The sequence below is a fragment of the Aetokthonos hydrillicola CCALA 1050 genome (genome assembly GCF_017591665.1).
Classification (GTDB): Bacteria; Cyanobacteriota; Cyanobacteriia; order Cyanobacteriales; family Nostocaceae; genus Aetokthonos; species Aetokthonos hydrillicola.
Window position 1 is genome coordinate 13,192 of record NZ_JAAKGC010000008.1, and the last position, 23,494, is coordinate 36,685.

A 23,494-nucleotide genomic window follows, 5' to 3' on the forward strand; every position below is an offset into this window, starting at 1 on the left:
TATTCTGACTACTGTTGTTTCTACTGTCCAGTGTTGCTTCCTGTCAATTTGGAAAGAACTCAAGGAATGTGAGGCAAGTTGCTAGATAATGTCTACAAATGGTAGTATAAAGATACAAAAAGCCTATCTTGAAGTATGGTTAAATACTAAAAATTCCAACTCAGTACTTAAATTAAGGTGCTTTTTGATAACTAGCAACTTGGGTAAATATGAGAGAAAAAACTAGGATAAGAGTTTTTTATGGAATCTGATGAATTGAAGTTTATTTTGAGATTATTAGGTTGTACAAACTACCGCTCACCCCTTTCTGCTTCTATCTTTAGCAGCTTCAAGACAAACAAGAACAAAATTTGTCGCAGTTTAGGCGATCGCGGATTGGTAGATTTTTCTCGTGAGATTGCTGGGGTGAAAATAACTCCTGCAGGTAAAACGCTCCTCAAGATGAAGCCAACCGAGTTACCTATACCAGATCAAGAGGTGAAGGTTTTAGAGGCGATCGCCAAAGCTTCTGGAAAAGTTGCGCCCAGTAAAATAACAGTATCGTCCCTGAAGGCAGCAGAGCGAGACATCATTTTGGAGAGTTTAAAAGAACGGGGATTAATAGAAGTCGAAACTGCCATCAAAAAGCAGAAAGCTGAAGTATGGATAACCCAGCAAGGACAAGACTACCTGCGGGATGATTACGTTGGCAAAGGCAATAACCCTGTACTTAGTTTAGATTTACTGACAAACTACCTACGGTTTTTGCGTAAACCCTCACACGTTAAAGCTGATGAAATTTCCGTTCAAGAGCATGTATCTACAACTCCTTTAACTTCATCAGTAAACAAACCAACTGACGACGAAATTTTTCAAATAATCCGTGAGCTAGATCGAGAACTTGCAACAAAAAACTACTTACCGATTTTTCATGTCCGACAGAAATTACAACCTCCACTATTAAGGGATGAATTAGATCAGGCATTTTATAGTCTGCAACGGAGTAAGAAAATTGGGTTGAGTACTTTAGCAGAACCCCGTAACTATACTCCTGAACAGGTTCATGCTGGAATTCCGCAATTAGCTGGTGGCTGTTTGTTCTTTATTACGGTGAAATAGCCGAATTTACCCAAAGCCTCAGTAAACTAACTCACAAAAGAAAAGTTCAAGGAGATTTGTATGGCGACAATCGATGAACTCATTAAACAATCCGTAAACCCATTTGAGTGTTCTATTGCGCGGAATTTTTGGGAGGAATCTGAACCATCTCCTACAGTGAAGTCTATCCATCAAAAGGCATTAACTGACATCACAAGTACTTTATCTCAAATCAGTAAAGATAGTCAAAGTCGTACCATCCTTCTCTATGGAGAAGTTGGATCTGGAAAAACTCACTTCCTTGGACGACTGAAAGAAACGTTAAATGACCAAGCGTTCTTTGTCTACATTGAACCATTCCCTACTAGCGATCATATTTGGAGGCACATCCTCCGCTATACAGTTGATAGCTTAGTTAAGGCTCCAGCAGGACAAAAAGATTCTCAATTAATTCTCTGGTTAAAAAGTTGTTTGTCTACTATTGAGAAGGGATTACAGAGTGAGCATCAAAGTATAATTAGAAAAATCCAAAAACTCTTTGGCAAAATAAAAACAGAAGAAAGTAGGGAACGAAGAGCTTTTATTGATATTTTAAAGCAAAGTATTGGAATCCAAGGCATTTATAATGCTAATGAATTTTTTGGTATCCTTTATGATTTAACTAATCCAAATTTATATTCTTTAGCTTGCGAATGGTTAAGAGGGGATAGTCTCGATGAAGAAAGCCTTAATAAATTACAAGTTAAGCATTTGATCGACAACGAAAATTCGGCTCAAGGGATTTTACGAAACTTTAGTAAAATCTGTGCTAAAACTCAACCAATTGTACTATGTTTTGATAGCTTAGATGCGATTGCTAGATTGCCAGATGGTTCTATAGATATACACGCTTTATTCAGCGTGAATATGGCTATTCATAATGGACAGTGGAAAGGCTTTTTGATTATTATTAGTATCCCCAAAGAGACCTGGAATAAAAACTCCGAAAGACTTCAGGGTGCTGATATCGATAGGATTAGTTTACAAATACCGCTTGAACGCATACGAATAGATCAAGCAGAAGAACTGTGGAGATTTCGCCTTCGTCCGATGTATTGCCAAGCCAGCCCAAAGCCTGACTCCCCTATTTACCCATTAACTCAGCAGATGCTGAAGAAAAGCTTTCCAGGGCATGAAGTGTTACCTCGTGTCGTGTTGAACCTAGGAAAGCAGGAGTTTCAAATATACAAAGATTCTCTAAGTGGAGAAGGTGGAGGAAGTGGAGGAAGTGGAGGAGGTCAAAAAGAAAAAGTATTAGCTGAATTTCAACTACTTTGGATCAAAGAATTTCAAAAGGTTAAGCAAAAAGTTACTCATCTTCGGCATTACTCTTCTCCAGAATTAATCCAAATGTTGCAGGAAGCTCTATCGACTTTAAAAGTGGAGGAAATCAAGCCGAATTTACTTTCTAGTCCAAAATATACTAGTTACTCTCTGAGTTACCAGCAACCTAGTCGGACTGCAAGAGTAGGAGTGGTCTGGGCTGAAGAATCACATATGAATAGCTTCTATAGTGTCATGGAGGCTTGTCAAAAGTCAGTTAGAGAGAATAAGTGCCAAACTTTGTATTTAATTCGGTCAGAAGGGGTAGGGAAACCTAATAATAAAGGTTACAGACTATATACAGAAATTTTTACAGGCTCACCCTATTGTCATATTATACCAGACTTAACCTCAGTCCATTATCTTGCAACTTATCACAAGTTGGTGAATGACGCTCGTGGTGGAGAGCTAGAAATCGGTAGTGAAACTCTAAACCTTAAAGAGTTGGAAGTACTGGTTCGTAAGTCAAATTTCCTAAAAGACTGCTTATTACTACAGGAAATTAAAATTATTGAAGATGGAATAAAAATTATTGGCAAGGACATTTTAAAGCTCGCCGAAGTGGAGAAATTTTTGTTAAATCTAATTCAAACTCAATCTCTTTTAGCGAAGGATATCTTAATTAAGAATGCTACTAATCAATTCCCTGATGTTAATAAACCACAAGTTCAGCAACTCATCCAACAACTTTATCAATCAAAGCGAATAAAAATTGTTGATGAGCAGCTAATTTGTTGGGTACCCAAGACTATTTAAGTAGTGCTAAAAGTGTAATGTATCAACTCATATCAAGTACGATTCAAATACTTTCTTGTCGTACCGTTAATTAGTCAATCATAAAATTAAACTTTTATTCCAAAAAATAGGCTACCTTACCTAATGCTATATCTAACGAAGGACACTGAAATTCGACCAGTTATTACTAAACTTACTTCTTCCAAAATTCTCTGGTTAGATACCGAGGTGGCTGACTATAATACCAGTAATCCCAGGCTATCTCTTATCCAGGTATTAGCAGACGCCAAAGACTTAACTGGCGATAGCGTTTATTTGTTAGATGTGCTGGAAAAACCTGACTTGGTGACATTTTTTGTCAACCAAATCATGAAAAATCCTAAACTTGAGAAAGTGTTTCACAATGCCAGTTTTGATCTTCGATTTCTCGGCAAAGATCTAGCAAAGAATGTTACTTGTACTTGGAAGCTAGCAAAAAAAATCCCTATCGATATTCTAGCAGTACCTGACTTAAAACTCAAGACTCTAGCAGAAAAACTCTGCCAATTTTCTACTGTAGACAAAACCGAACAGGGAAGCGATTGGGGACAGCGACCCTTGAGTGTAAAGCAGTTAGACTATGCCACAATGGATCCAGTTTACCTGGCTCAGGTACATCTCCGTTTGCTAGAATTAGTTAATCAAGGTAAAGAACCTACACCACTGCAACAGCAGCTTCCTTTTAGCGTTACTAATGTTCGAGTTGCCTTTGAGTGTCCCCGCTTATTTTTTTTAGGATACCGTTTTGGAGGAAAGACGATGTTCCTACCCTCAGGGAACTCCTTAGGGATTGGTAAGTCATTTCACCAATTATCAGAGGAGTTTATCAAACTTACTCAACAAGATAGCCACTTTCAGTCTTTGCTAGAGCCAGAACCATCCCAGATTCAAGTAGAAGCGATCGCTGCTCAGATGCAGCAGTTGTTTTATGAGCAAATCTTTTTTCCACATCTTCAGGAAGCTAGCAAAAATGAGCCAGGAAAAGCTCCTGCACTGTTGCAACTTTGGCAAGGACTTACAAGCTTGATCCGGCTATGGGCTGAACTACTGCTCAAGAATCGAAGGTATTGTACTGCTGCTGAAGTTCTCACTAAAACTTTCATAGCTCAGGAATTGAGCGTGAAACATTACTTTAGTTTGGCAAATGGTACTCAGCAATTAGTACAAGGGAGATTCGATAGCCTAGTTTACGACTTTGAAAAACATCGCCTCTGCGTAGTAGAGTACAAAACCTACCAGTCAGTAGATCCGTCAGCACAGCTAGCCCAAGTTGCTCTTTATAGTTATATGCTGCGGGAAAAGGTTGGTTTACCAATTAATTCAGCAGTCTACTGTGTTTTGCCTGATCTCCAAGAATTGACTTTTTCTTGGGAACAACTTGAAAACACTGTACATCAACTAATTCCTCAGAAACTTCAGCAGATGCAACAGTGGTTAAATTGGTCTCAATTCAATCTTGATCCTCCACCTCCTACAGCACAGTCTCACCTTTGCCAAATCTGTCCACAGCAGACAAAGTGCCAGACCTTTTTTACTGCTACTAATAGCCAGCCAACTGATTCTCATCCACCATCCTCTGCTCAAAGTCGGACTGTAATTAAAGCTGATGAACGGACAACAGATGTCACTGTTGGAACCACTACTCATACAGATGCAAATGCTCTAGGCGAAAAGCTAGTAACAGCCCTACGACATTTTGGAATTGGCACTGAGTACCAGGGAGCAGTGAGCGGTCCAGCGTTTATCAGGGTGAAGCTCAAGCCCAATCTTGGTGTTAAGGTTGGATCAATTATAAGGCTATCTGATGACCTGAGAGTGCAGTTGGGACTGGAATTCCGTCCACGTATTGCTCCTCAAGCGGGATACGTCAGCGTGGATCTCCCTCGTCCAGATCGCCAAATAGCCCGGTTTGAGGAGTATGTGCAGCCGGAACTTTCACCTGGGTTAGGTCCAATCAAAATAGCGATAGGTGTTAACATGAATGGAAATTTAGTAGAAGCAGACCTATCCGACTCTAACACTTGCCATTTTCTTGTTGGTGGTACAACAGGTAGTGGTAAAAGTGAGTTTTTACGTTCCTTACTGCTGAGCCTATTGGTGCGTCACTCTGCCAATACTTTACAAATTGTCCTGATCGATCCCAAGCGAGTTACCTTTTCTGACTTTGAACAGCTACCGTGGTTGTACACACCTGTCATCAAACAAGATACGGAAGCGATTGATTTAATGGTGCAGCTAGTTGAGGAAATGCAGCAACGCTACCAGCAATTTGAACAAGCTGGCTGTAACGATATTAATACTTACAATCAAAAAATGAATTCTCAAAATCGTCAGTTACTTCCTCGCATTGTTTGTATCTTCGATGAGTATGCTGATTTTATGGCCGAGAAAGAGAGCCGCAATAATTTAGAACAAAGTATTAAAAGGTTAGGAGCTATGGCGCGAGCGGCTGGGATTCATTTAATTATTGCTACTCAACGTCCAGAAGCAAGAGTAGTAACCCCGCTGATTCGCTCTAACCTTCCGGGTAGAGTCGCTCTACGTACTGCGACTGAGGCAGATTCCAAAATCATTTTGGGCGAAACAGATGCGGCTTATCTGTTAGGTAAGGGAGATTTGCTATATCAGTCAGGAGCAGATTTATTGCGCTTGCAGAGTTTATTGGCGATCGGCATCCAGCTGCCTAAGTACAACTAACTGTATTGTTTGTTTTCCTAGAGTATAAACCCAAGTCCTAGCAATAAAGTTAGGCAGATTAAAGTTTATAAAAATCTACCAGCATAAGACGAATTTATGTCTACTACCAAGCTACAGGAAGCGGTAACGAACACTCAGATTAGTCGCAACGACAAGCATCATCCACGCATCATTCAGGAGAACGCTCGGACTCGTCACATCAGCGGCGATCGCTTGACGCAGCAACTTCAGGACAACAATTCCGCCTCCGTTAGTCATAAAAAGAGTGTTAGTTGGCTGTAGAGAAACGGCATTAATTCCTCTTGCCTTCAAAAATGAGCCAAACGTACAGTTACAAGAAATCTGGGCTAGGATGACCAGTTTCATAAAAACATTATAAACATTTGCCAATTCATCATCGTTATGCATATAATTAAAACGTACTCGTTATGAGTTTGCTTAAGATCTGACATCGTTTAGATGTCTTGATTAGACCTTGCACGTTTATTCAATTAGACTGTTAACAGTCATCTGAAGCGCGCATGAGCTTAGCGGTAGCCTGTTTGTAAATGTATTGAGAAAAAAACTATGGATCTGTCAAACTCAAATACGGCGAAGAATTTAGCCGAAGCCTTTGGTGGAGAATCAATGGCAAATCGCAAGTATCTGTTCTTTGCGGAAGTGACTCGCAAGTTAGGGATGAAGGAACTATCAAAGCTGTTTCACGAAACGGCAAATCAAGAGACAGAACACGCCTTTGCTCATTTCCGATTGATGCATCCAGAGTTGGTGGTTGATGACGTGGCTTCGTTAACTGAAGAGCAAAAGAAAGCGATCGCCGCAAAGTGTCTAGAGTTAGCGATCGAGGGAGAAACATATGAATACACTACTATGTATCCCGGATTTGCAGATGCTGCACGTACAGATCGAGACAACAAAGCTGTTGTAGAATTTGAAGCACAAGAGGCTGAGTCCCGTGAACATGCTCAGATTTTCCGTAAAGCAGCCCATAACTTTGGTTTATTAACGCACATTGAAAATTATCATGCTCTTAGGTATACTGAAGCACTCCACGAACTGGAAGGAGCAGCAGCAGCACCTAAATTAACAACGCAAAAATGGATTTGCCGCCAGTGTTCAATGATTTATGATCCAGTAGAGGGCGATCCTGATTCAGGAATTGCTCCTGGTACGCCATTTGAAGCAATTCCTGATGATTGGCACTGTCCGATTTGTGGTGCGGCTAAAAAAATGTTTATCCCCTATGAGGAACCAGTAGCTGCTTAGGAATTAGTTTTTCCAAGCTGTTGTCATAAGGTGCGTAGCACTAACCTAACGCACCGCCCAACAAAGTTATCAGGTTTACCGAACCAATATTAGCAGGGTTGGAACTTGGATATATACCCAATGATGATATCCAGTTTGTTTAAGTAGCTATGAATGCCGAGAGGTGTTTTTTTACGCTATTAGACATAACAAAACCCCATAACACCTCTCTAATCGCTTCCTGGGGCTGTTCCTGGGGTCTATTGGTGTAGTCGTCGGTGTTGGGAAAGAATTGACTTGTGATCTCAATCTATGTGAATATCTCCTAGGTGATATCCATCTTATATCAAGGAGTCAAGATGAAAAAATTCATCGGGAAGATTGTTGCTGGTTTTGCACTTGTGGCTGTTGTGTTCTTTGGTTTTGCTAATACCGAGGCAATAGCAGCGATCGCGATTTATGATACTAGACCGGATGTGGCTCCTATCACGGAAGATCAGACACTAACAACCCGTACACAAATTTTATTAGCGAATAATGAAGAAGGGACTAAGAGAGCTAAACTCATTGACACAGGAGTACAACTGGGTGATTTAACCGTTGCTCTCCTAGTAAATATCTTAGAGGAGGACGAGGGTAGGTTACATGTTTTGGCACAGTTACATCCAACAGACGGGGAAACATATCTACCACCCAACATCAGAATAACTTTGCTAACTAAAGCTAAAAAAATACTTCAAGAAGTTACTTCCAGAACTCAAGATAATTACATTCAACTCAAACCCTTTAAAGGTGAAGTAGGAAAAGCTTTCTCCATCAAAGTAAGTTTAGGTGATATCGATGTTGTAGAAGAATATGAGCTATAGATAAACTCTTATCCAGCTTGGTTTTGTGATGGGACTTCTGGTGTGTGGCTACAAAGCTGTATATTTATCAACAGCACATCTACCTGATATTTAACATGTCAAATACTAAAGAGAACAACAAACAGAACAAACTGAATATCTTTGATTTGAGTGGTGTTGAGGAACTTGACGATGCGGCTTGTGTTGCTGTGAATGGTTGATTGGGTGGATCAGAAGAAACAACGACACCGTTTTTGCGACAGCATCATATGTATGGTACGGCAAAAGTGATACGGTAAAGTGATATGTATTGAATACTTCAACACTTACGCTCACGCTTGTATAAAAAAGGCGTTATGGTTTCAATGACATATAAGCGTTCAGGCTGCATGTAAAGATTTGTAACAGCACTGTTTTCCACCACGGAATCCGTTAACGCTTTCCGATACCCAGAACTACAACATAGTACAGGGTTCACGTTCAAACTCCTAGTCCTAATCATGACACTACCCTACTAGCTCTTTGTTTCCTAACAGCTTATCGAAGCCAGAGATTAAGGATATTCCAATCGTTTACAAAACTTTATAAGGATATTCAAGCAAAAAGTTTCGACTAAAATTACTCAAACTATAACCACCTAACAAGTTTACTACCGAAAAAAGTTAGAAGGTCAATGTGCTACGGAGCACGCCCACAAAAATATTTTTGTTAGTCGAGTTGTTTTCAGGGTTAATGATGTAGAAAAAACCTGGTGTAATCAGGAGATGTTTGTTGATGTGGATGTTGTAGAAAGATTCGATCTGATAGGTGGTGTCTCGTTCTGCTCTACCCACTCCTGCACCTTGGACACCTGTTAGTTTAGGAGGCTGACCAAAACCAAAGACTAACTCGTTAAAATTGTTAGTTTTTGGATCCCATGCGCCTGATACATCTAATACGTCCTCTGTTTTCAATATCTTTGATGTCTCCAATGGTAGCCGTAAGCCCAAAAAAGCCATATAGTTTAAACTCTCAGCCGCACCTTTTCCAGATGTCTGATTAGCAGCTGTGTAATTAACCCAACCCGTGAATCTAAAACGACGTGACATGCGCCACGTAGCTTCTAACCCGTAAGAATCTGCATTTGTAGGCTGAGAGTTTCCAATGTTCTCTGCTAGGGAACTACCAGTACCTGTGTTGAGATTGCCATCCGGGAGGTAAGCATGAACGTAGGTCAGAGCTACATCTAGATTCTTAGCCGGTTTCACAAAGATCTGGCCAGTAGCAGTAAAAGTGCTGTTAAATAAACCATTCTTAGGACTTGTCTTAGGAATTGTATAAGCTGCTGGTACTGCATATAGACCAGAAATCTGGATCCAAGGTCTGAAATTGTAAGCAAAGCCAACAGAGGTATTTGTACTGCCAATGCGGTAAATCGGGCTGCGTGTACCAAAGCGCGAGATCGCCCCCATACCATTGGGGTCATAGGGGGTGATTGTGTAGAGGAAATCGTCAGGAGTACTCACTGCACCTATAAAGATTCGCCCACCCGATTTCAAATCCTTGGTTGTACACGATGATTGCTTGCTCTCAGATGATTGCTTGCTGAAAACAGGGAAGCAATAGAACAGTTGATTGATTACAGGGGTGTTGCTATTGTCCCCGTCCCAGCCCAGCCGTGCTTGATTCGTACCTGTGAGGGTCTTTCCAGCAAAACTAATAGTGTTATTGGGCTGAAAACGAATCCTCAACAAATCCTCATGTGTGAAGTTGGCGTTAAGGACAATCCGAAGACGATCGCTGAAAACGATGTTCGAGGAAGTTTGTGGGTTGGTGGAGAGCGTGTTGTCACGACCGTCACGCAAAGTTGTTGAGCCGCCAGTGAAACCGGAAAGGCTGAAAATTGCCTCTCCTTTTAGCGTAACAGTGGTAGAGAACTGATGAGCTTCTAGTTTAGCTGTGCGAGCGTCCAACGCATCTACCCGCCCCCGAAGAGTTGCAAGTTCAGGAGCAAATTCTTCTTGCAAATGCTGTAAGGTCATTAAGTCCTCTTTCTTAACCACATCAGATGTTGTTGTGGCAATCAATTCATTAACCCGATCCAAACATGCGTTTAAACCTGCGGCAAATTCATAACGGGTCATTGCATGGTTACCGCGAAAAGTCCTATTTGGATAAGCTGCGATACAACCATAGCGGTCAATTAAGGACTGCAATGCTTGGAACGCCCAGTCAGCTGGCTGCACATCTGACAACTGGGAAACAGATGTTACTTGAGCTATTGGTATAGTGGGCGATAGGCTGTACTGCTCAATTAGTTTAAGATTACTGTCGGTTTGGGTTGAACTGTAAGATTGGCTGTTGGTAGTATTAGAAGGATTTTGCTCTGACTTCTGTACAGGCACGACTGACTCAGCCATGGTACGGTCAGCGATGAACAAAGTAGTACTTAGGAGTACTGTTAGAGGATTACAGAAAAGTTTTAACCCTGTTTTAGCCAGTTTGGTGATGTCGTACATTTGTTGGTTATAGTGTAGTGTTTGAAAACAAAAAATACATGTACTACTTCGCTCTTATTCCAGCTTCGGAATTCCCTATAGATTGTCACCAAGGTCTGTACTACAACAACTCAATACATTTGGTTGTGTAGATTCTATTGTCATTCACCTGTGGAAATTTACTTTACTCCTATCTTGATGAAAAAATCAGCGATCGCAGCTAACCCTGCATTAAAGTCAGGAATCAGCAGGAGAATCATTAAAGCGAAAAGTCAGTACAACAATGAACTGCTGTGGTATGCTTAAATGCCACCCTAGTACTTGAGTCACAAACAAAGCAGACATCGCTTCATAGAGAGCAGTTCCATCGTGGTTGAAGTTACCACCAACTAGCACACCTAAGGGTTAATGATGACATCTTCGATAATTGTAGCTTCGCGCTTGTATTCTGGGCTATCGCTTCCACCAAACTCCTCTAGTTCTACTTCTCGTTGTGCTAGGGCAAGATTGAGATTGCCACATCCCGTAACCGCTAGTAACAGCAGCCAAAGTCAAAATACCAACTATCACTGCGGCGATCGCACCTCGTACACCTTTACTAGTACCGCCAACCAAAGCTTCCTTCGGTAAGCCACAAATGACGCAATCTGATCCAAAATTTTGATAAGGGCTGTGTGTTCCTTTCGGATTTTGGTTACCGTACGACTTCCCATCTTTTGGTACACCATCACGGGAGCAACTTTTTACCATGAGAACCTTTCCTCCTAATCTGTTTCAGACTGAATCATCGGTTGTACCCTCCTATTGCTCAATTCGTAGATTGCTATTTGGTTTTCAATTGCGTTTCGATTAACCGTTGCGCCTTTTTTATGAATCTTTTACAAATCTTTACATAGCTGGTGTGGCTACCCGCACGAATCCCACTCCTTCTAGGAGTGGGTGCGTCAACAAAGAGCAACTGGTAGAAATCCCTTACCATCACCTACAAAGCAACAATTCACAGTAGCATGCCTCAATTCCTCCCTCTATTATGCAACGCCCGTTTTTCTACTCTAGTATTGCACTTTTATTCAAGGCTATGAGTTGCTTAAAGGCTTCGTTATCCAGTTCTGTCAGCCAAGACTCGTCACTGCCTACTATAGCAGAAGAGAGTTTCTTCTTATCTTCGATCATCTGATCGATCCGTTCTTCTAGAGTGCCAATAGCAACAAACTTATGAACAAAGACGTTTTTCTTTTGTCCTATGCGGAAAGCGCGGTCTGTTGCTTGATTTTCAACTGCTGGGTTCCACCATCGGTCAAAATGGAAGACGTGGTTAGCTTTGGTAAGAGTAATACCTACACCACCAGCTTTTAGGGAAAGGATAAAAACGGAGGGTTCTGTATTTGGATCTTGGAATTCTGTAATCATTGTTTCCCTACGTTTCCGGCTGGTTCCTCCATGTAGATAATAAGTGTTAGAATGTAAAGTGTGTTTTATATATTTTTCAATACCTTCGCATATTTCAGTAAACTGGCTGAAAATGAGAAGGCTTTCTTCTTCGGAAATAGCTTCTTCTACCATTTCTGCTAAGCGACCAAGTTTGTGCGATCGCTCAGTAGAAAATTCGCTTCCATCCTGCAAAAATTGTGCTGGATGGTTACAGATCTGCTTCAATTTCATCAGTGTTGACAGAATTAATCCTTTGCGTTCAATCCCCTCAGCTTTTTCTAATTTTTCTTCTACGTCTTTAACGACTACCTCGTAAAGCGATGCCTGTTCCTTTGTAAGATTTGTGTATAATTTCTGCTCTACTTTATCAGGTAAATCGCTGATGATAGATTTGTCTGTCTTGACTCTTCGTAAAATGAAAGGTTCAACTAATTTTTTCAGTGTAGTTGATTTGACTTTATCGTTTTCCTTTTGAATTGGAATCTCGAAGGACTTGCGAAACTGTGCTTCTTTCCCTAAATATCCGGGATTGAGAAAATTAAAAATTGACCAGAGATCTAATAACCGGTTTTCTACAGGAGTTCCGGTTAATGCGAGCCGGTGCTTAGCAGATAATTTTAAAATAGCTCTAGTTTGAGCAGCTTTAGGATTTTTGATGTTTTGTGCTTCATCGAGCACAATTCGTTGCCACTCTACACTGTTGAGCAGTTTATCATCTTTGCGCGCCAGGGTAAAAGAGGTAATCACCACATCATGCTGTAGACTAGCTGCTTTAAAAGCCTGATCTTGGAGGCGATCGCTACCGTGATGCACCATTGTTTTCAACTGCGGTGCAAACTTAGCAATTTCCTTTTGCCAATTCCCCACGACTGAAGTAGGAGCAATTAATAGTGTAGGTAATACCGATACCCCTTCCTGTCGCTCTTGCACGAGTCTAGCAATTACCTGCACCGATTTTCCTAAACCCATATCGTCTGCTAGACACCCATTTAATCCCAATCTTTCTAGGTAATCCAACCAAGACACCCCTCGCTTTTGGTATTCTCGTAGAGTTCCTTGCAGAGGTAAGTCCGAAACGGGCTCCAACTGGCTTTTATCCTGCAGCTTCGCCATCATTTCCGACAAAGTTTGGTCATGTTCAATTTCCCACTCTTCCCCTATTTCCGCACTGCGTTGCAACAACTCCAGTAAACTCATCTGTGGTTGCTCATCGCCGTGGGATTGCCAAAATTCTAACAATTGCTGCATTTTATCTCGGTCTAATTCTATCCACTGACCGCGAAAATGCACTAAAGGTGCTTTGGCGTTAATAAGTTGTTCCCACTCTTGAGGAGTTACCGTTTCATCACCAATCGCCAAATCGTACTGATACTCCACTAGAGAGTCTAAACTAAAATAGCTTTTCGCTTCAGTTTTAGTTGCAGTTTGCTTAGGAGCCGATGCTTTCAAACGAATCTTGGCACGACGACGACCAGTAGGGGTGTACCAAGCAGGTACAATTACTTTAAAACCTGCATCTTCCAACACCCAAGCACTTTCTTTAAGAAAGTCAAATGCTTCTTCTAAAGTCAGTCGCAATCCAGTAGGGCGATCAGTTTCCAATCCCTGCCATAATTTAGGATACATTCGCGCTGCATATCCCAGATTTAATAGCAAATTAGTTTCAAACTCTTTGCCAAACTGTGTGTGTACTCCTGCTTTAGTTTTTTGACTCATCGTCCAGTAGTCAGCCAACGCTACCTTGAGGGAAGGATCTTGCTTACTTGCTACCAGAAACTGCATTTGCCAATTGTCCACATTATCTGGTGTAGCGGAGTGCAACTGCAAGCAAAGATTAAAAGGAGAGTCGCTTTGGGTACGGGTTATTTTAGTTTTCCAAGCAATCCATTGTTTGTATTCTTCTAAAGCAGCTTTCGTCGTGAGTGGATTGTGTCGCTGGGGATATAGACACTGATATATTAAAGAGTCAGCAATCTGCTTGTCAAAAGCAGCCGTTGAGGGTGTGTGAGTCACTAAATTGTAGAGCAAGGACTCAGAGAAGTGACGCAATAGTGTTTCTTTGTCAAAAAACTGAACTTCATCGCTGGGTGATGATGAACCTGATAGACAAATCAGTGGTATATGGTTAATGTATTTTTTTATACTTGATTCGTATGCAGGAGACATAATTTTCCACGTTGCGTAAATTTCAAACGCTTGTGATGTCTGTTGCTTACCTTTTTTCTTGGTTGTAGTCGTTTCTAACTGCCGATATTTTAGTGCTGGAATATACTGGTCTTTAAGAATCACTTGTTTAAAAGCTTGTGTATAGTGATACCAAAACAAGAGATCCGACCCAATTTGAAGTTCGCTAGAGTTATGTAAAGCTAAAAAGTGGATATCGTTGAGGAGTTTGATAACATTAATAGGTTTTGGTGTTTGTGGAGAATTAGCTTTGGGAATCCCTACCACTTCATAGCAGTCGATCTTCCAATATTGAAACCCGTCATAGTCTTCAGGAATTTCAATTTCTAAATACTTGACCAATTCTGGTGAAGGTAGGGGTTTATCATTGGCGGTTGGCAGGGCAAAATATTTAGGAGATATCCGTTCAGTTATTTTAGTTGCTGGTTCTTTGATTCCCAACTCCTGCACAACAAAAGTCGCTAATTCATCGTGTGCTAGATGTCCTGGGTGTTGTTTGTAAGCGCGGATTTTTTTATGGATAGGGGTTTCTACCCATAGGTAAAAAGACCCAGGCTGAACAAAGTCGCTCACTATATTCGGTATCCAGGTACCATGAAGGACTTTCACCACTATACCTTTAATAAATTCTACGCGTATTAAATTAACTCTACCAAAGTAAAAGTGTCCGATATGGCACAAATATAAAAAGATTCTTATGTTTTAGACGCGGCGATGGGGATTATCATGAAGTGCTACGATCAGATGCAAAAGTCAAAGGTCAATAATTTTGTGTCTGTCTCCACCTCCAGGCAAACTCCATCTGTGCCAACGGAAGCAGTTTGGCGCTTTAATGTTGAACAGTACCACCAAATGATTCGTCTAAACATTCTAACTGAGGACGATCCAGTTGAACTGTTAGAGGGGGTGGAAAAATCCTTTCCTGAGGCGCTATTAATTCCTACATCATATCTGATGATTTCTGTCAATGCGTAAGTCCTAAATTATATAATTTACATAGATTGTAAGTATTAATGATATTGGTATTTCATGAGTTGAGGACTTTCCATGAAAAGTAAAAACTTTTGACTTGAGATGTTAGAGTATTCAATAGATTCTGAAACTAATTAAATTCTTGAGTATGTTGAATCCTAGACGCACTTCTAAGGGGAAGTTACGCATTGATTTTGGACATATACGAACCAGTTGCTGTTCTAGATTCAATGAGATTCATTTGAAAGTTAGCATTCCGGTTCTTGACAAGAAATTAACAAGTTTGTACCCGCTCAGCACAGTTAGAAACGTTATAACTTATGAAGATAGAGATTTTCATATATTAGAAACAGACAATCAATTGATCGGTGCATTAGTAAAATCAATCACTTATCCGATGGAAAACACGGTATATGATATCTATCTTGATTTGTTAGCCCTCACCCGAAATTGGAATCTCTGTCGAATCTGGAACTATATCCCCTACATTAATGATGAAAGTAGAGGGTTAGAAAATTACAAGTCATTTTGCAAGGGACGCGCACTAGCATTTGAAAAGTTTTATGGAGAAGATTTTCAGGTTAAATTACCTGCTGCGACAGGTGTGGGTATCACTGAAGATACTTATGTCATTTACTTTATAGCTACTAAAGAAAACATCTTGAATGTTGAGAACCCTGAACAGGTTTCCGCATTTTCCTATCCGCGCCAATATGGACCTCGTTCTCCGAGCTTTGCTAGGGGTACAGTGACCATCGCTCAAGGTAACCGCATAGGTTATTTATCAGGAACGGCAAGTATTAAAGGACATGAATCGCTCGGCAAAGGAGATATTGTCAAACAATTCTACATCACCCTGGATAATATGAGCCTAGTATTGGAACGGATGGGATTTGGTAATAATTTTCCAGATCCTGAACTATATGATCGTCACTTTACAATCTATCTTCGCCATCCGTCGGATCTACTGATTGTCCAAAAAATGGTTGCAGAAAACTTTCTACCAACTGACCATCTCATCTACCTACATTCGGATATCTGTCGAGTAGATTTAGATATTGAGATTGAGACCACCATCACTGAAAAAGAGCGATAGCAGTTCGTTGAGTGTGAAATGGTTTAATTTGTTCCTTAACTAATTTGAAAGCGCTATGGAATTTGGTTTACAATTTTTTCCTAATGTCAGCCCTCAAGAAAAATCTGGTCAGCAATACTTTGATGAAGCCCTGCAGTTAGTAAGTCTTTGTGATGAACTGGGCTACACTCATGTGCGAACTGTTGAGCATTACTTCCATCGATATGGTGGATACAGTCCTAATCCGATCATCTTCCTAAGTGCAGCATCTCAACGCACTCAAAAAGCCCGTCTGATCACAGGGGCTGTACTACCCGTTTTTAACAACCCCTTGAAACTAGCTGGAGAGATTGGGATGTTAGATGCCATCTCTCATGGTCGATTAGAAGTTGGTTTCGCTCGTGCCTTTCTACCCCACGAATTCAACCGATTTGGGATTAGCTTAAACGAGAGCCGTGAGCGATTTGAAGAAGGAATGGCACAGGTGCGTTATCTGCTGGAGGAAGAAAATGTGACGATGAGCGGGCAATTCCATCACTTTGCTAATGTGACTTCTCTGCCTCGTCCTACCCAAACACCTCGTCCTCCTTTTTGGGTAGCTGCTCTAGCCAGTGCAGAATCCTTTGTGGCAGCAGGTCAAAAAGGGTATGGTATTATGGCTATTCCTCTGGCAGGAGGTAAGATGGCCGAGTTGATCAAACTTTATCGAGATGCTTGGAAATCTGCGGGCTATCCTGGTCAAGGAAAGGTTATGTTGGCTTTTCATATGTTTTGTGCGACCAGTATGGAGGAGGCGATCGCTGCTGCCCGTCAACCCCTGATTTATTATTTAGAGTCTTTGGTAGAAGCAGCATCCGAATGGGTAGATGGTGTCAGTTCTTTTGACTATCTTGGTTACGATAAAATCATTGCTGGACTAAAACAGGAAACTTTCGAATCCCAGATAGAGAAAGGATCAGCATGGATCGGCACACCAGCCCAAATACAGGATATGATCAGTCACTATTATGAACAGGTTGGTGGTTTCGAGATTGCCTCTTTGCAGGTCAATTTCAACACCATTGTACTCAAAGATGCGGAAGCTTCTATCAGGCTTTTTGCTCAGGAAGTCATGCCCCATTTTACCCAAGTTCATTAATCCTACCTACCAGTATTTAACCCTACCCGCTTACTGTTTTTACGACAGAACCCTCAAAACGGGCTGTTTTGTGGCTGCTAACTGCTCAAGCAGAATAACAGCTTCTTTTGCTGCGTTATAACGGGCAATCTGAGCTTGAAACAGTTGAACCTTCTTTTGATAGTCGGCTGAGGTGAGAATTTTCCTCACAGCATCTCTGACCTGTATTGGTGTTGGCTTGTTGGTTTTGAGATTAATCCCAACCCCTGCCCACTCTACTCTGGCGCAAACTTCTGGCTTGTCCTCTGTTTGACCAGCAACAACCAGTGGGACACCAAAACTTAGAGCTGCCTGTACACCACCATACCCACCGTTAGTGACCATAACATTGACGTGTGGCAGAAGATGGTAATGCGGAACAAACTGTTCGATCCTGGCATTTGCTGGATAATTGTCAAATTTAATACTTGTAAGAGACTTACCACCTATGGTGGCTACAACAAGAACATCTTCGTTAGCAAGTGCGCGGAGCGTAGGAACTATCAAATTCTCAGGATTAGTAGCCACTGTACCTTGTGTGACGTGGATGACTGGCTTGCCGCTGTTGAGATCATCCCACCAAGCAGGGGGCGTAAAAAAAGTGGATGGTTCTGGCAATAACGAGCCGATAAAGTGTACGCTGGGTGGCAAGTCACTACGGGGATACTCAAACTCTGGAACAGTTGCCTGCAAAAACAGAAAAGGTGATAAGGTGGCATTGAAAAAACCTTGGTGTAATGGTGGCAATCCAACGCTACCTCGAGCTTGGTCTAGATAGGCAGTGACATCGTTAAATAAGACTTCTGGGTACAACCAGTTCAAAAAACAATTACGCCAACGTCCCAAAGTTGAGGCATCTGGTTTTATTGCTGAGCTAAAAGGAGCTGTATCGTCGCTATTTAGGAGGAGTCCAGTCGTATTCAGCGCTGCCCAGGGTGGTCCTCCTATTTCATGAAGCCAAGAGGCTCCCAAAAAATACGAATCAGCTACCAGAATATCCGCTGGAAACTGATGCAGGATATCAGTCAATGCCTTCAACTGCTCCACAGCCGAGTCTATAAAATGATGCTTGAGGGAATACTTAAGCTTATTTAGCCCATTTAAAGAATTCTTTTTTTCTATAAAAGATTGATGTATTGGGTTAGCAGAAGAAAGATCTAATCCCGTCAGTATAGGAATGTGATATGCGCCAGTTGCTTCGACTTTCGATTTGAACCCAATGCCTGTATACCACAAAACTTCATGTCCACGCTCTACAAGAGAGCGAACAATGGGCAAGCATGGATTAACGTGTCCAGTCAAAGATATTGTACCAAAAAGAAAACGACTCATAAATAGCTTGATAGACAAACTCTAGAAAGGCTGATTAGTTGTTATCAACTGTACGATAACTAAGTTTGTAATCATCGATATTATTTGCAAGGGATTTTAACACATATATTGAGAGAAGAAATGTTTTGGTAACTAAAAACAAAGATTTAGATAGCCACAGAATATGGTTGTTGTGAAAATACCAGGTTGCTATAGCTAATGGAGTAAATGCAATGCCCGTCGTGATTAAGCTAATGTTACGAATAACAGATCCGTTGGCTAAACCCAAAAAATATCCTTCCAGCGTTTGGCAAGATGAAGAGAACCCTAGTATAAAGAATAACCACCAAACATAAGTATCAATATCTCCAGTGATTTCAGTATGGTTAGTAAAAATACCAAATACAGTGCGAGGAAAGAGAACACATGTTCCGGCAATGCTAAATGTTAGTAGTAAACCGCTTATCAATGAAACTCTTATTAACGGGAGAAATTTTTCCTTTCTTTCTTGACCTTTAAAATTTCCGATTAACGTTTCAACCGCATAACCGAATCCCTCAGTAGGGTAGAGACTGATAAATACTATCTGGGACAGCAAGGCGTTCTGAGTGAAGAGTATTGTTCCCATCAATCCACCCAGATTATTAGAGAAGCTCACAACGGACACTTCAGTCACAGTTCTCGTAAATATATCTATGTTCAAAGCAAAAGTGGTTTTAAAAACAGATAAATCGCGTAGTTTTGGAATGACCGCTCGAATATCTTTCCATTGAATACCTGAGCTTGCAAAGACTATGCCTATTAACAGCATAATATACTGGCTGGACGCTTGAGCTATTCCAGCACCCGTACTATTTAAGCCCAACTTTGCAATAAGCAGATAGTCCAGGATAATATTCGCAGCATTACCAATAATTGACAACACCAAGACTTTACAATTCTGCTCTTGTCCCATCAGCCAACCGATAAGAACAAAGTTCAGTAATACAGCAGGTGCTGCCCAAATACGAGCGTTGAAATAGGCAATTCCTGAGGCTTTGATGTCGAGGGTACCATTCAACAAAGCAAATCCCACTTCTCGCAAAGGATGTTGCAAGATCACGAGCGCTGTTCCTAATCCCAAAGCGATTAAGGCATTCCGTAAGCCAACCAATAGTACTGCCTGTGGATCATTTTTCCCAATAGCTTGGGCTGTCACCCCGGTAGTTGCCATGCGTAGGAAGGAAAGAGAAAAGTAGATAACGTTAAAGAATATGTTAGCTAGGGCGACCCCTGCTAAGACGTTAATGTCTCCTAGATTACCTAAAAAAGCAACGCTGATTAGTCCTGATAGTGGGACCATGAGATTAGATAGAAAATTAATAGTTGCTAAGCGGTAAAAGCGGTACACAAAATCGTACTCACTTGGAAGAATAAAATTCATTGATATACGAATTAATCGTCTGGACTCGTCAATTTTACATGAAACTATACATTTTTCATAGACTATAAAAATGCCCAATATGAACCTTTGCTTGACTTCAGTTACACCAGACATATTACGCGGGAGAGTTGTAAGCGGTATTACAACCTCCTTTTTCTTGGGTCAGTTTCTATCTCCTTTTGTGAGTCAACCACTCAGTAGAATTGTTGGTCTTGCATCAGCTTACGGCTGGGCAGCAGGATTAATGTTTATCTTATCGTTAATAGCCGGTTTCATGCTGTGCCGATGGCGATAGAAGATTTGTGAACTACTCCAGCATTATCATGTTTGGCTAATCACTTACGATAAAAAATTCTCTGTGTCCCAGCGTCTCGCGCTCACCGCATTATTTAGGTGAACCTGATTTTATTGACCGCAGAGGTACCAAGCCTGCTTGATTTACTATTTGTTGACCATCATCACTCAAAAGCATATTGACATAAGCTACGCCCAAATGTTCGTCTAATTTGCCATCTCGTTTAACCATCACAAACAACCGTCGAGTAATCGGGTAAATGTCTTTAGCAAAATCAGTTTTATTAACTTCCTTTCCGTTACAAGGAGCCACAAAACCCCGATTAGCTGATCTCCCGATTGAGATAGGCTTTACTAAAGATTGGTTGCAGACTTGTGAAGCAGTGGCATAACTTATCCCTCCTAGAGTGTCTGCCACCTTTTTGAGTGCGCTTGTCGTGTCACTCACATAAGGTTGTGCAGAATCAGCAAAGTCACTTTTTTCTAAGACTATTTCTTTAAAATAATCAGGAGTATCTCCATCCTGCGGATCACGACTAATAGGAATGATTGCAAGATCAGGACCACCCAGTTCTTTCCAATTGTTAATTTTGCCAGTAAAGATGTCTTTAAGCTGGGAGAGTGTCAAATTAGGGATAGATATTTTAGGATTGACATAAATAGCAATCCCATCAATGGCAATAGGTATTTGTTCTAATTGAAAATTCCGGTCTTTTGCTTTTTTGTACTCGTCATCTTTTACAGGTTGAGAACATTGGGAAAAACTCAGTTGTCCCTCGATCAGCATTTTGATACCGATTTTACAACTAGGCTTGTTTCCTGGTGGCGGTTCAACATAAACTAACTCATATCCGATGTGGGCTTGACGAATTTTCTCTAGGATCCCCGGAGTCCTGAGTGGTGCAAAGGTTGTTGAGCCTGTATATCTAGCTATTCCCCTGGGAACATTAGCCACTTCAGCCAAGGTGGTGGCATACATGCTCGTCGAAACAGGAGAACTTACGACTTTAGAAGGATTACTAGACGCAGTGGGAGATGGTTTGGTAGTAGGTGTAGAAGCTGAATAATTGGAGGAAGGAACTGCTACACAGGTACCATTAATTTTTTGTTGACCCTTGAGGCAAAATTGAGATTGCCAAATATCGTCACCACGAGTAACAGCCGCTAAAGCCAAAATCGCGATGATTCCGACTGCGATCGCACTTCCTGGGAGTGTACTACTACCGTCAACTATAGCTTCCTTCGGTAACCCGCAAATAACACACTCTTCACCAAAATTTTCATAAGGTTCGTGCTTTTGTTTCGGATTTTGGCTGGCGTATGACTTACCATCCTTCGGCACACCATCGCACTTCCAACTGTTTGCCATGGTAAGCGTTCCTCCTAATATGCTTTTGTGAATATCTTTAGGTAAAGCCAGAATACTCTCTCAAACAGAGAGATTTTGCATCATCCAGAGATTATGCAAAAATCAACGTCTTAAAACATCCAGATCCCTAACTTCAAAGAGAAGTCAGGGATCTTGTTTGTGTTTTTTGGAACTAGCCCGTTACATCTACAGGAGAACTCCTTAAAGTTACTTCTTCCCAACAATTAAGGAATACCTTCGCACCATATTTTCGGAGCTTGCGATAAAAAATTATCCAGGATATAGGTAAGGCGTGAAGTAGCAGTCCCAGCGTAAACTGGATTAGATCGCGATAACAATAAACTCGGAGAAAAAGACTTCAGATCCATTATTCCTAGAGTGCCCCTATGTTACCTAAAATATTATACAATCATTTGTCGACAGTGCAAGCAAGCAAAGCAGAGTTATGGAACAAAAGGACAATTACACCGCGTTAAAACTTTCCTCAAAGAAGCTCTTTAACAGGGTTGTGTTGTTTTTTCCCATCTAGTAAACAACTAATAGTCATATCTCCCATAACATTGATAGTGGTGCGACAGCGATCAAGGAACCAGTCTACAGTGATCAATAAAACAATGTACTGAGTCGGTAAGCCAACAGCAGTAAACACTAACGTCATTGTCACCAAGCCAGCTTCAGGAATACCAGCAGCACCAACTGAGGCAAATATAGAAGTCAGCACAACAATGAACTGCTGTGCTAAGGTTAAATGCAACCCTAGTATTTGAGTAACAAATAAAGCAGACATCGCTTCATAAAGAGCAGTCCCATCGTTGTTGAAGTTTGAACCTACTAGCACACCCAAGGACGCAGAAGATTCTTGCAAACCGACTTTTTCCAAAAGAGCTTTAAAAGTGACTGGGACAGTTGCATTGGAGGAAGCTGTAGAGAACGCTGTAAACAGTGCATCAGAAGCTCCAACAAGGAAGCGTTGCGGACTCACCCATGAGCCTAAATACAATCGCATTAAATAGTAACAGCTTTGCAATAACAAAGCAATTAACACCGCAACAATGAAAGCACCAAGAGATTTAAAGGGCGAAAAGCCATGAAGAGCAATCGTTTTGGCGACAATGCCAAAAACTGCTAGCGGAACCAGGACAATAACCCATTTGAGTATACCCATCACAGCTTCTAACAAAATCGCGATCGCTTGCTCAATTGGCAGGTAGTCTGTTTTGCTTGAAGCTATTTGCTCTGTTTTCAAGGCACGTAGCATCACTCCAAAAGCTAGGGCGACGAAGATGAGTTGGAGGACGTTATTATCAACGAGGGGTTTGATAACTGAATCAGGCACGCTGTCAGTGATTAAGCTCCAAGGGTCAAACGCTTTGCTAATTGCAGCTTTCTCTTGCGGGGCGTGAAAATGACCCCATTTTCCTGGTTGTAGTACGTTGGCAACCAATAAACCGATCAAAATGGCGACAGTAGTATTGGTAAGCAGGAGAAACGCAAGACGGCGACCGGATTTGCCAGGAATTTCGGCGGTTAGAAACGCGTGCAGTATTGCCAGAAAAATCAGTGGTGTGGCGAGGGCGCGTAGAGCTTTTAAAATTAAGTTGCTTGGGATTGCCAGGTTGTTGATTAAGGCAGTATGGATCGGACTGGGTTGACTAGCACTTAGTAATATGCCTAAAGACGCTGCTAGAGTCAGGGCTAATACAATTTGCACGTATAGCGGAATACGTTCCCAGACTGGAAGCGCTTTAGTTTCAAACGGAACCATAATTTTTCTCCAAATCTTTATTAAGCAAGGAAGCGCC

General features: G+C 41.2%; 18 protein-coding genes and 1 pseudogene. 10 read left to right on the forward strand and 9 right to left on the reverse strand.

From position 1 onward, the window contains the following. Positions 1-240: 240 nt before the first annotated feature. The 3 genes from G4P69_RS05855 to G4P69_RS05865 all read left to right on the forward strand — a co-directional run bounded on the left by G4P69_RS05855 (position 241) and on the right by G4P69_RS05865 (position 5,910). On the forward strand, positions 241-1,098 hold the full coding sequence (locus G4P69_RS05855; RefSeq protein WP_208339630.1) for a transcription factor RcaD: 858 nt from the start codon (positions 241-243) through the stop codon (positions 1,096-1,098). 60 nt (positions 1,099-1,158) lie between these two features. After that, a complete protein-coding gene (locus tag G4P69_RS05860; protein WP_208339628.1) occupies positions 1,159-3,195 on the forward strand; it encodes an AAA family ATPase in 2,037 nt (678 codons plus the stop codon). Positions 3,196-3,318: 123 nt separating this feature from the next. Beyond that, on the forward strand, positions 3,319-5,910 hold the full coding sequence (locus G4P69_RS05865; protein WP_208339627.1) for a DNA translocase FtsK: 2,592 nt from the start codon (positions 3,319-3,321) through the stop codon (positions 5,908-5,910). Positions 5,911-6,021: 111 nt separating this feature from the next. Here G4P69_RS05865 and G4P69_RS05870 read toward each other — a convergent pair whose 3' ends face one another. Then, positions 6,022-6,318, reverse strand: coding sequence for a hypothetical protein (locus G4P69_RS05870; protein ID WP_208339625.1), 297 nt, complete (start codon positions 6,316-6,318; stop codon positions 6,022-6,024). Between the two features lie 159 nt (positions 6,319-6,477). Between G4P69_RS05870 and G4P69_RS05875 the strand changes: the two genes are divergently transcribed. From G4P69_RS05875 to G4P69_RS05885, 3 genes are all read left to right on the forward strand, one after another. Further along, the gene (locus G4P69_RS05875) at positions 6,478-7,176 is read left to right on the forward strand and encodes a rubrerythrin family protein (RefSeq protein WP_208339623.1); all 699 of its coding nucleotides are present in this window, start codon (positions 6,478-6,480) and stop codon (positions 7,174-7,176) included. Between the two features lie 338 nt (positions 7,177-7,514). Beyond that, entirely contained in the window at positions 7,515-8,021 is a 507-nt protein-coding gene (locus G4P69_RS05880) for a DUF1822 family protein (protein WP_208339621.1), read from the forward strand. A 44-nt stretch (positions 8,022-8,065) separates the two neighbouring features. After that, the gene (locus tag G4P69_RS05885) at positions 8,066-8,221 is read left to right on the forward strand and encodes a hypothetical protein (RefSeq protein WP_208339619.1); all 156 of its coding nucleotides are present in this window, start codon (positions 8,066-8,068) and stop codon (positions 8,219-8,221) included. 441 nt (positions 8,222-8,662) lie between these two features. On the opposite strand, the gene G4P69_RS05890 is transcribed toward G4P69_RS05885, so the two are convergent. The 4 genes and pseudogenes from G4P69_RS05890 to G4P69_RS05905 form a co-directional block, all read right to left on the reverse strand. Beyond that, positions 8,663-10,498, reverse strand: coding sequence for an iron uptake porin (locus G4P69_RS05890; protein WP_208339617.1), 1,836 nt, complete (start codon positions 10,496-10,498; stop codon positions 8,663-8,665). A 240-nt stretch (positions 10,499-10,738) separates the two neighbouring features. Further along, positions 10,739-10,879, reverse strand: a pseudogene (locus G4P69_RS05895) (cation:dicarboxylate symporter family transporter); the annotation flags it as partial. A gap of 51 nt (positions 10,880-10,930) precedes the next feature. Beyond that, positions 10,931-11,227 (reverse strand): hypothetical protein, encoded by a 297-nt coding sequence (locus G4P69_RS05900; RefSeq protein WP_208339613.1) that lies wholly within the window; start codon positions 11,225-11,227, stop codon positions 10,931-10,933. 297 nt (positions 11,228-11,524) lie between these two features. Next, positions 11,525-14,701 carry a DEAD/DEAH box helicase gene (locus G4P69_RS05905; protein WP_208339684.1) on the reverse strand — a complete coding sequence of 1,059 codons (3,177 nt, stop codon included), beginning with the start codon at positions 14,699-14,701 and terminating at the stop codon, positions 11,525-11,527. Positions 14,702-14,818: 117 nt separating this feature from the next. Between G4P69_RS05905 and G4P69_RS05910 the strand changes: the two genes are divergently transcribed. From G4P69_RS05910 to G4P69_RS05920, 3 genes are all read left to right on the forward strand, one after another. Beyond that, positions 14,819-15,067, forward strand: a complete 249-nt coding sequence (locus tag G4P69_RS05910) for a hypothetical protein (RefSeq protein WP_208339611.1) — start codon at positions 14,819-14,821, stop codon at positions 15,065-15,067. A gap of 145 nt (positions 15,068-15,212) precedes the next feature. Beyond that, on the forward strand, positions 15,213-16,160 hold the full coding sequence (locus tag G4P69_RS05915) for a chorismate transformation enzyme, FkbO/Hyg5 family (RefSeq protein ID WP_208339609.1): 948 nt from the start codon (positions 15,213-15,215) through the stop codon (positions 16,158-16,160). Positions 16,161-16,215: 55 nt separating this feature from the next. Next, positions 16,216-17,277: an LLM class flavin-dependent oxidoreductase gene (locus G4P69_RS05920; RefSeq protein WP_208339607.1), complete on the forward strand. Its 1,062-nt coding sequence runs from the start codon at positions 16,216-16,218 to the stop codon at positions 17,275-17,277. A gap of 39 nt (positions 17,278-17,316) precedes the next feature. On the opposite strand, the gene G4P69_RS05925 is transcribed toward G4P69_RS05920, so the two are convergent. Both G4P69_RS05925 and gntT read right to left on the reverse strand, forming a co-directional pair. Further along, positions 17,317-18,627, reverse strand: coding sequence for a glycosyltransferase (locus tag G4P69_RS05925; protein WP_208339605.1), 1,311 nt, complete (start codon positions 18,625-18,627; stop codon positions 17,317-17,319). Positions 18,628-18,661: 34 nt separating this feature from the next. Continuing rightward, positions 18,662-20,029 carry a guanitoxin biosynthesis MATE family efflux transporter GntT gene (gene gntT, locus G4P69_RS05930; RefSeq protein ID WP_208339604.1) on the reverse strand — a complete coding sequence of 456 codons (1,368 nt, stop codon included), beginning with the start codon at positions 20,027-20,029 and terminating at the stop codon, positions 18,662-18,664. 79 nt (positions 20,030-20,108) lie between these two features. Between gntT and G4P69_RS05935 the strand changes: the two genes are divergently transcribed. After that, complete coding sequence (locus G4P69_RS05935) at positions 20,109-20,324, forward strand: hypothetical protein (protein WP_208339602.1); 216 nt, start codon at positions 20,109-20,111, stop codon at positions 20,322-20,324. Positions 20,325-20,414: 90 nt separating this feature from the next. Here the strand turns inward: G4P69_RS05935 and G4P69_RS05940 are convergent, their stop codons facing one another. Then, positions 20,415-21,692 (reverse strand): substrate-binding domain-containing protein, encoded by a 1,278-nt coding sequence (locus tag G4P69_RS05940; protein WP_208339600.1) that lies wholly within the window; start codon positions 21,690-21,692, stop codon positions 20,415-20,417. Between the two features lie 484 nt (positions 21,693-22,176). Next, on the reverse strand, positions 22,177-23,457 hold the full coding sequence (locus G4P69_RS05945; protein WP_208339598.1) for a dicarboxylate/amino acid:cation symporter: 1,281 nt from the start codon (positions 23,455-23,457) through the stop codon (positions 22,177-22,179). Between the last annotated feature and the right edge of the window lie 37 nt (positions 23,458-23,494).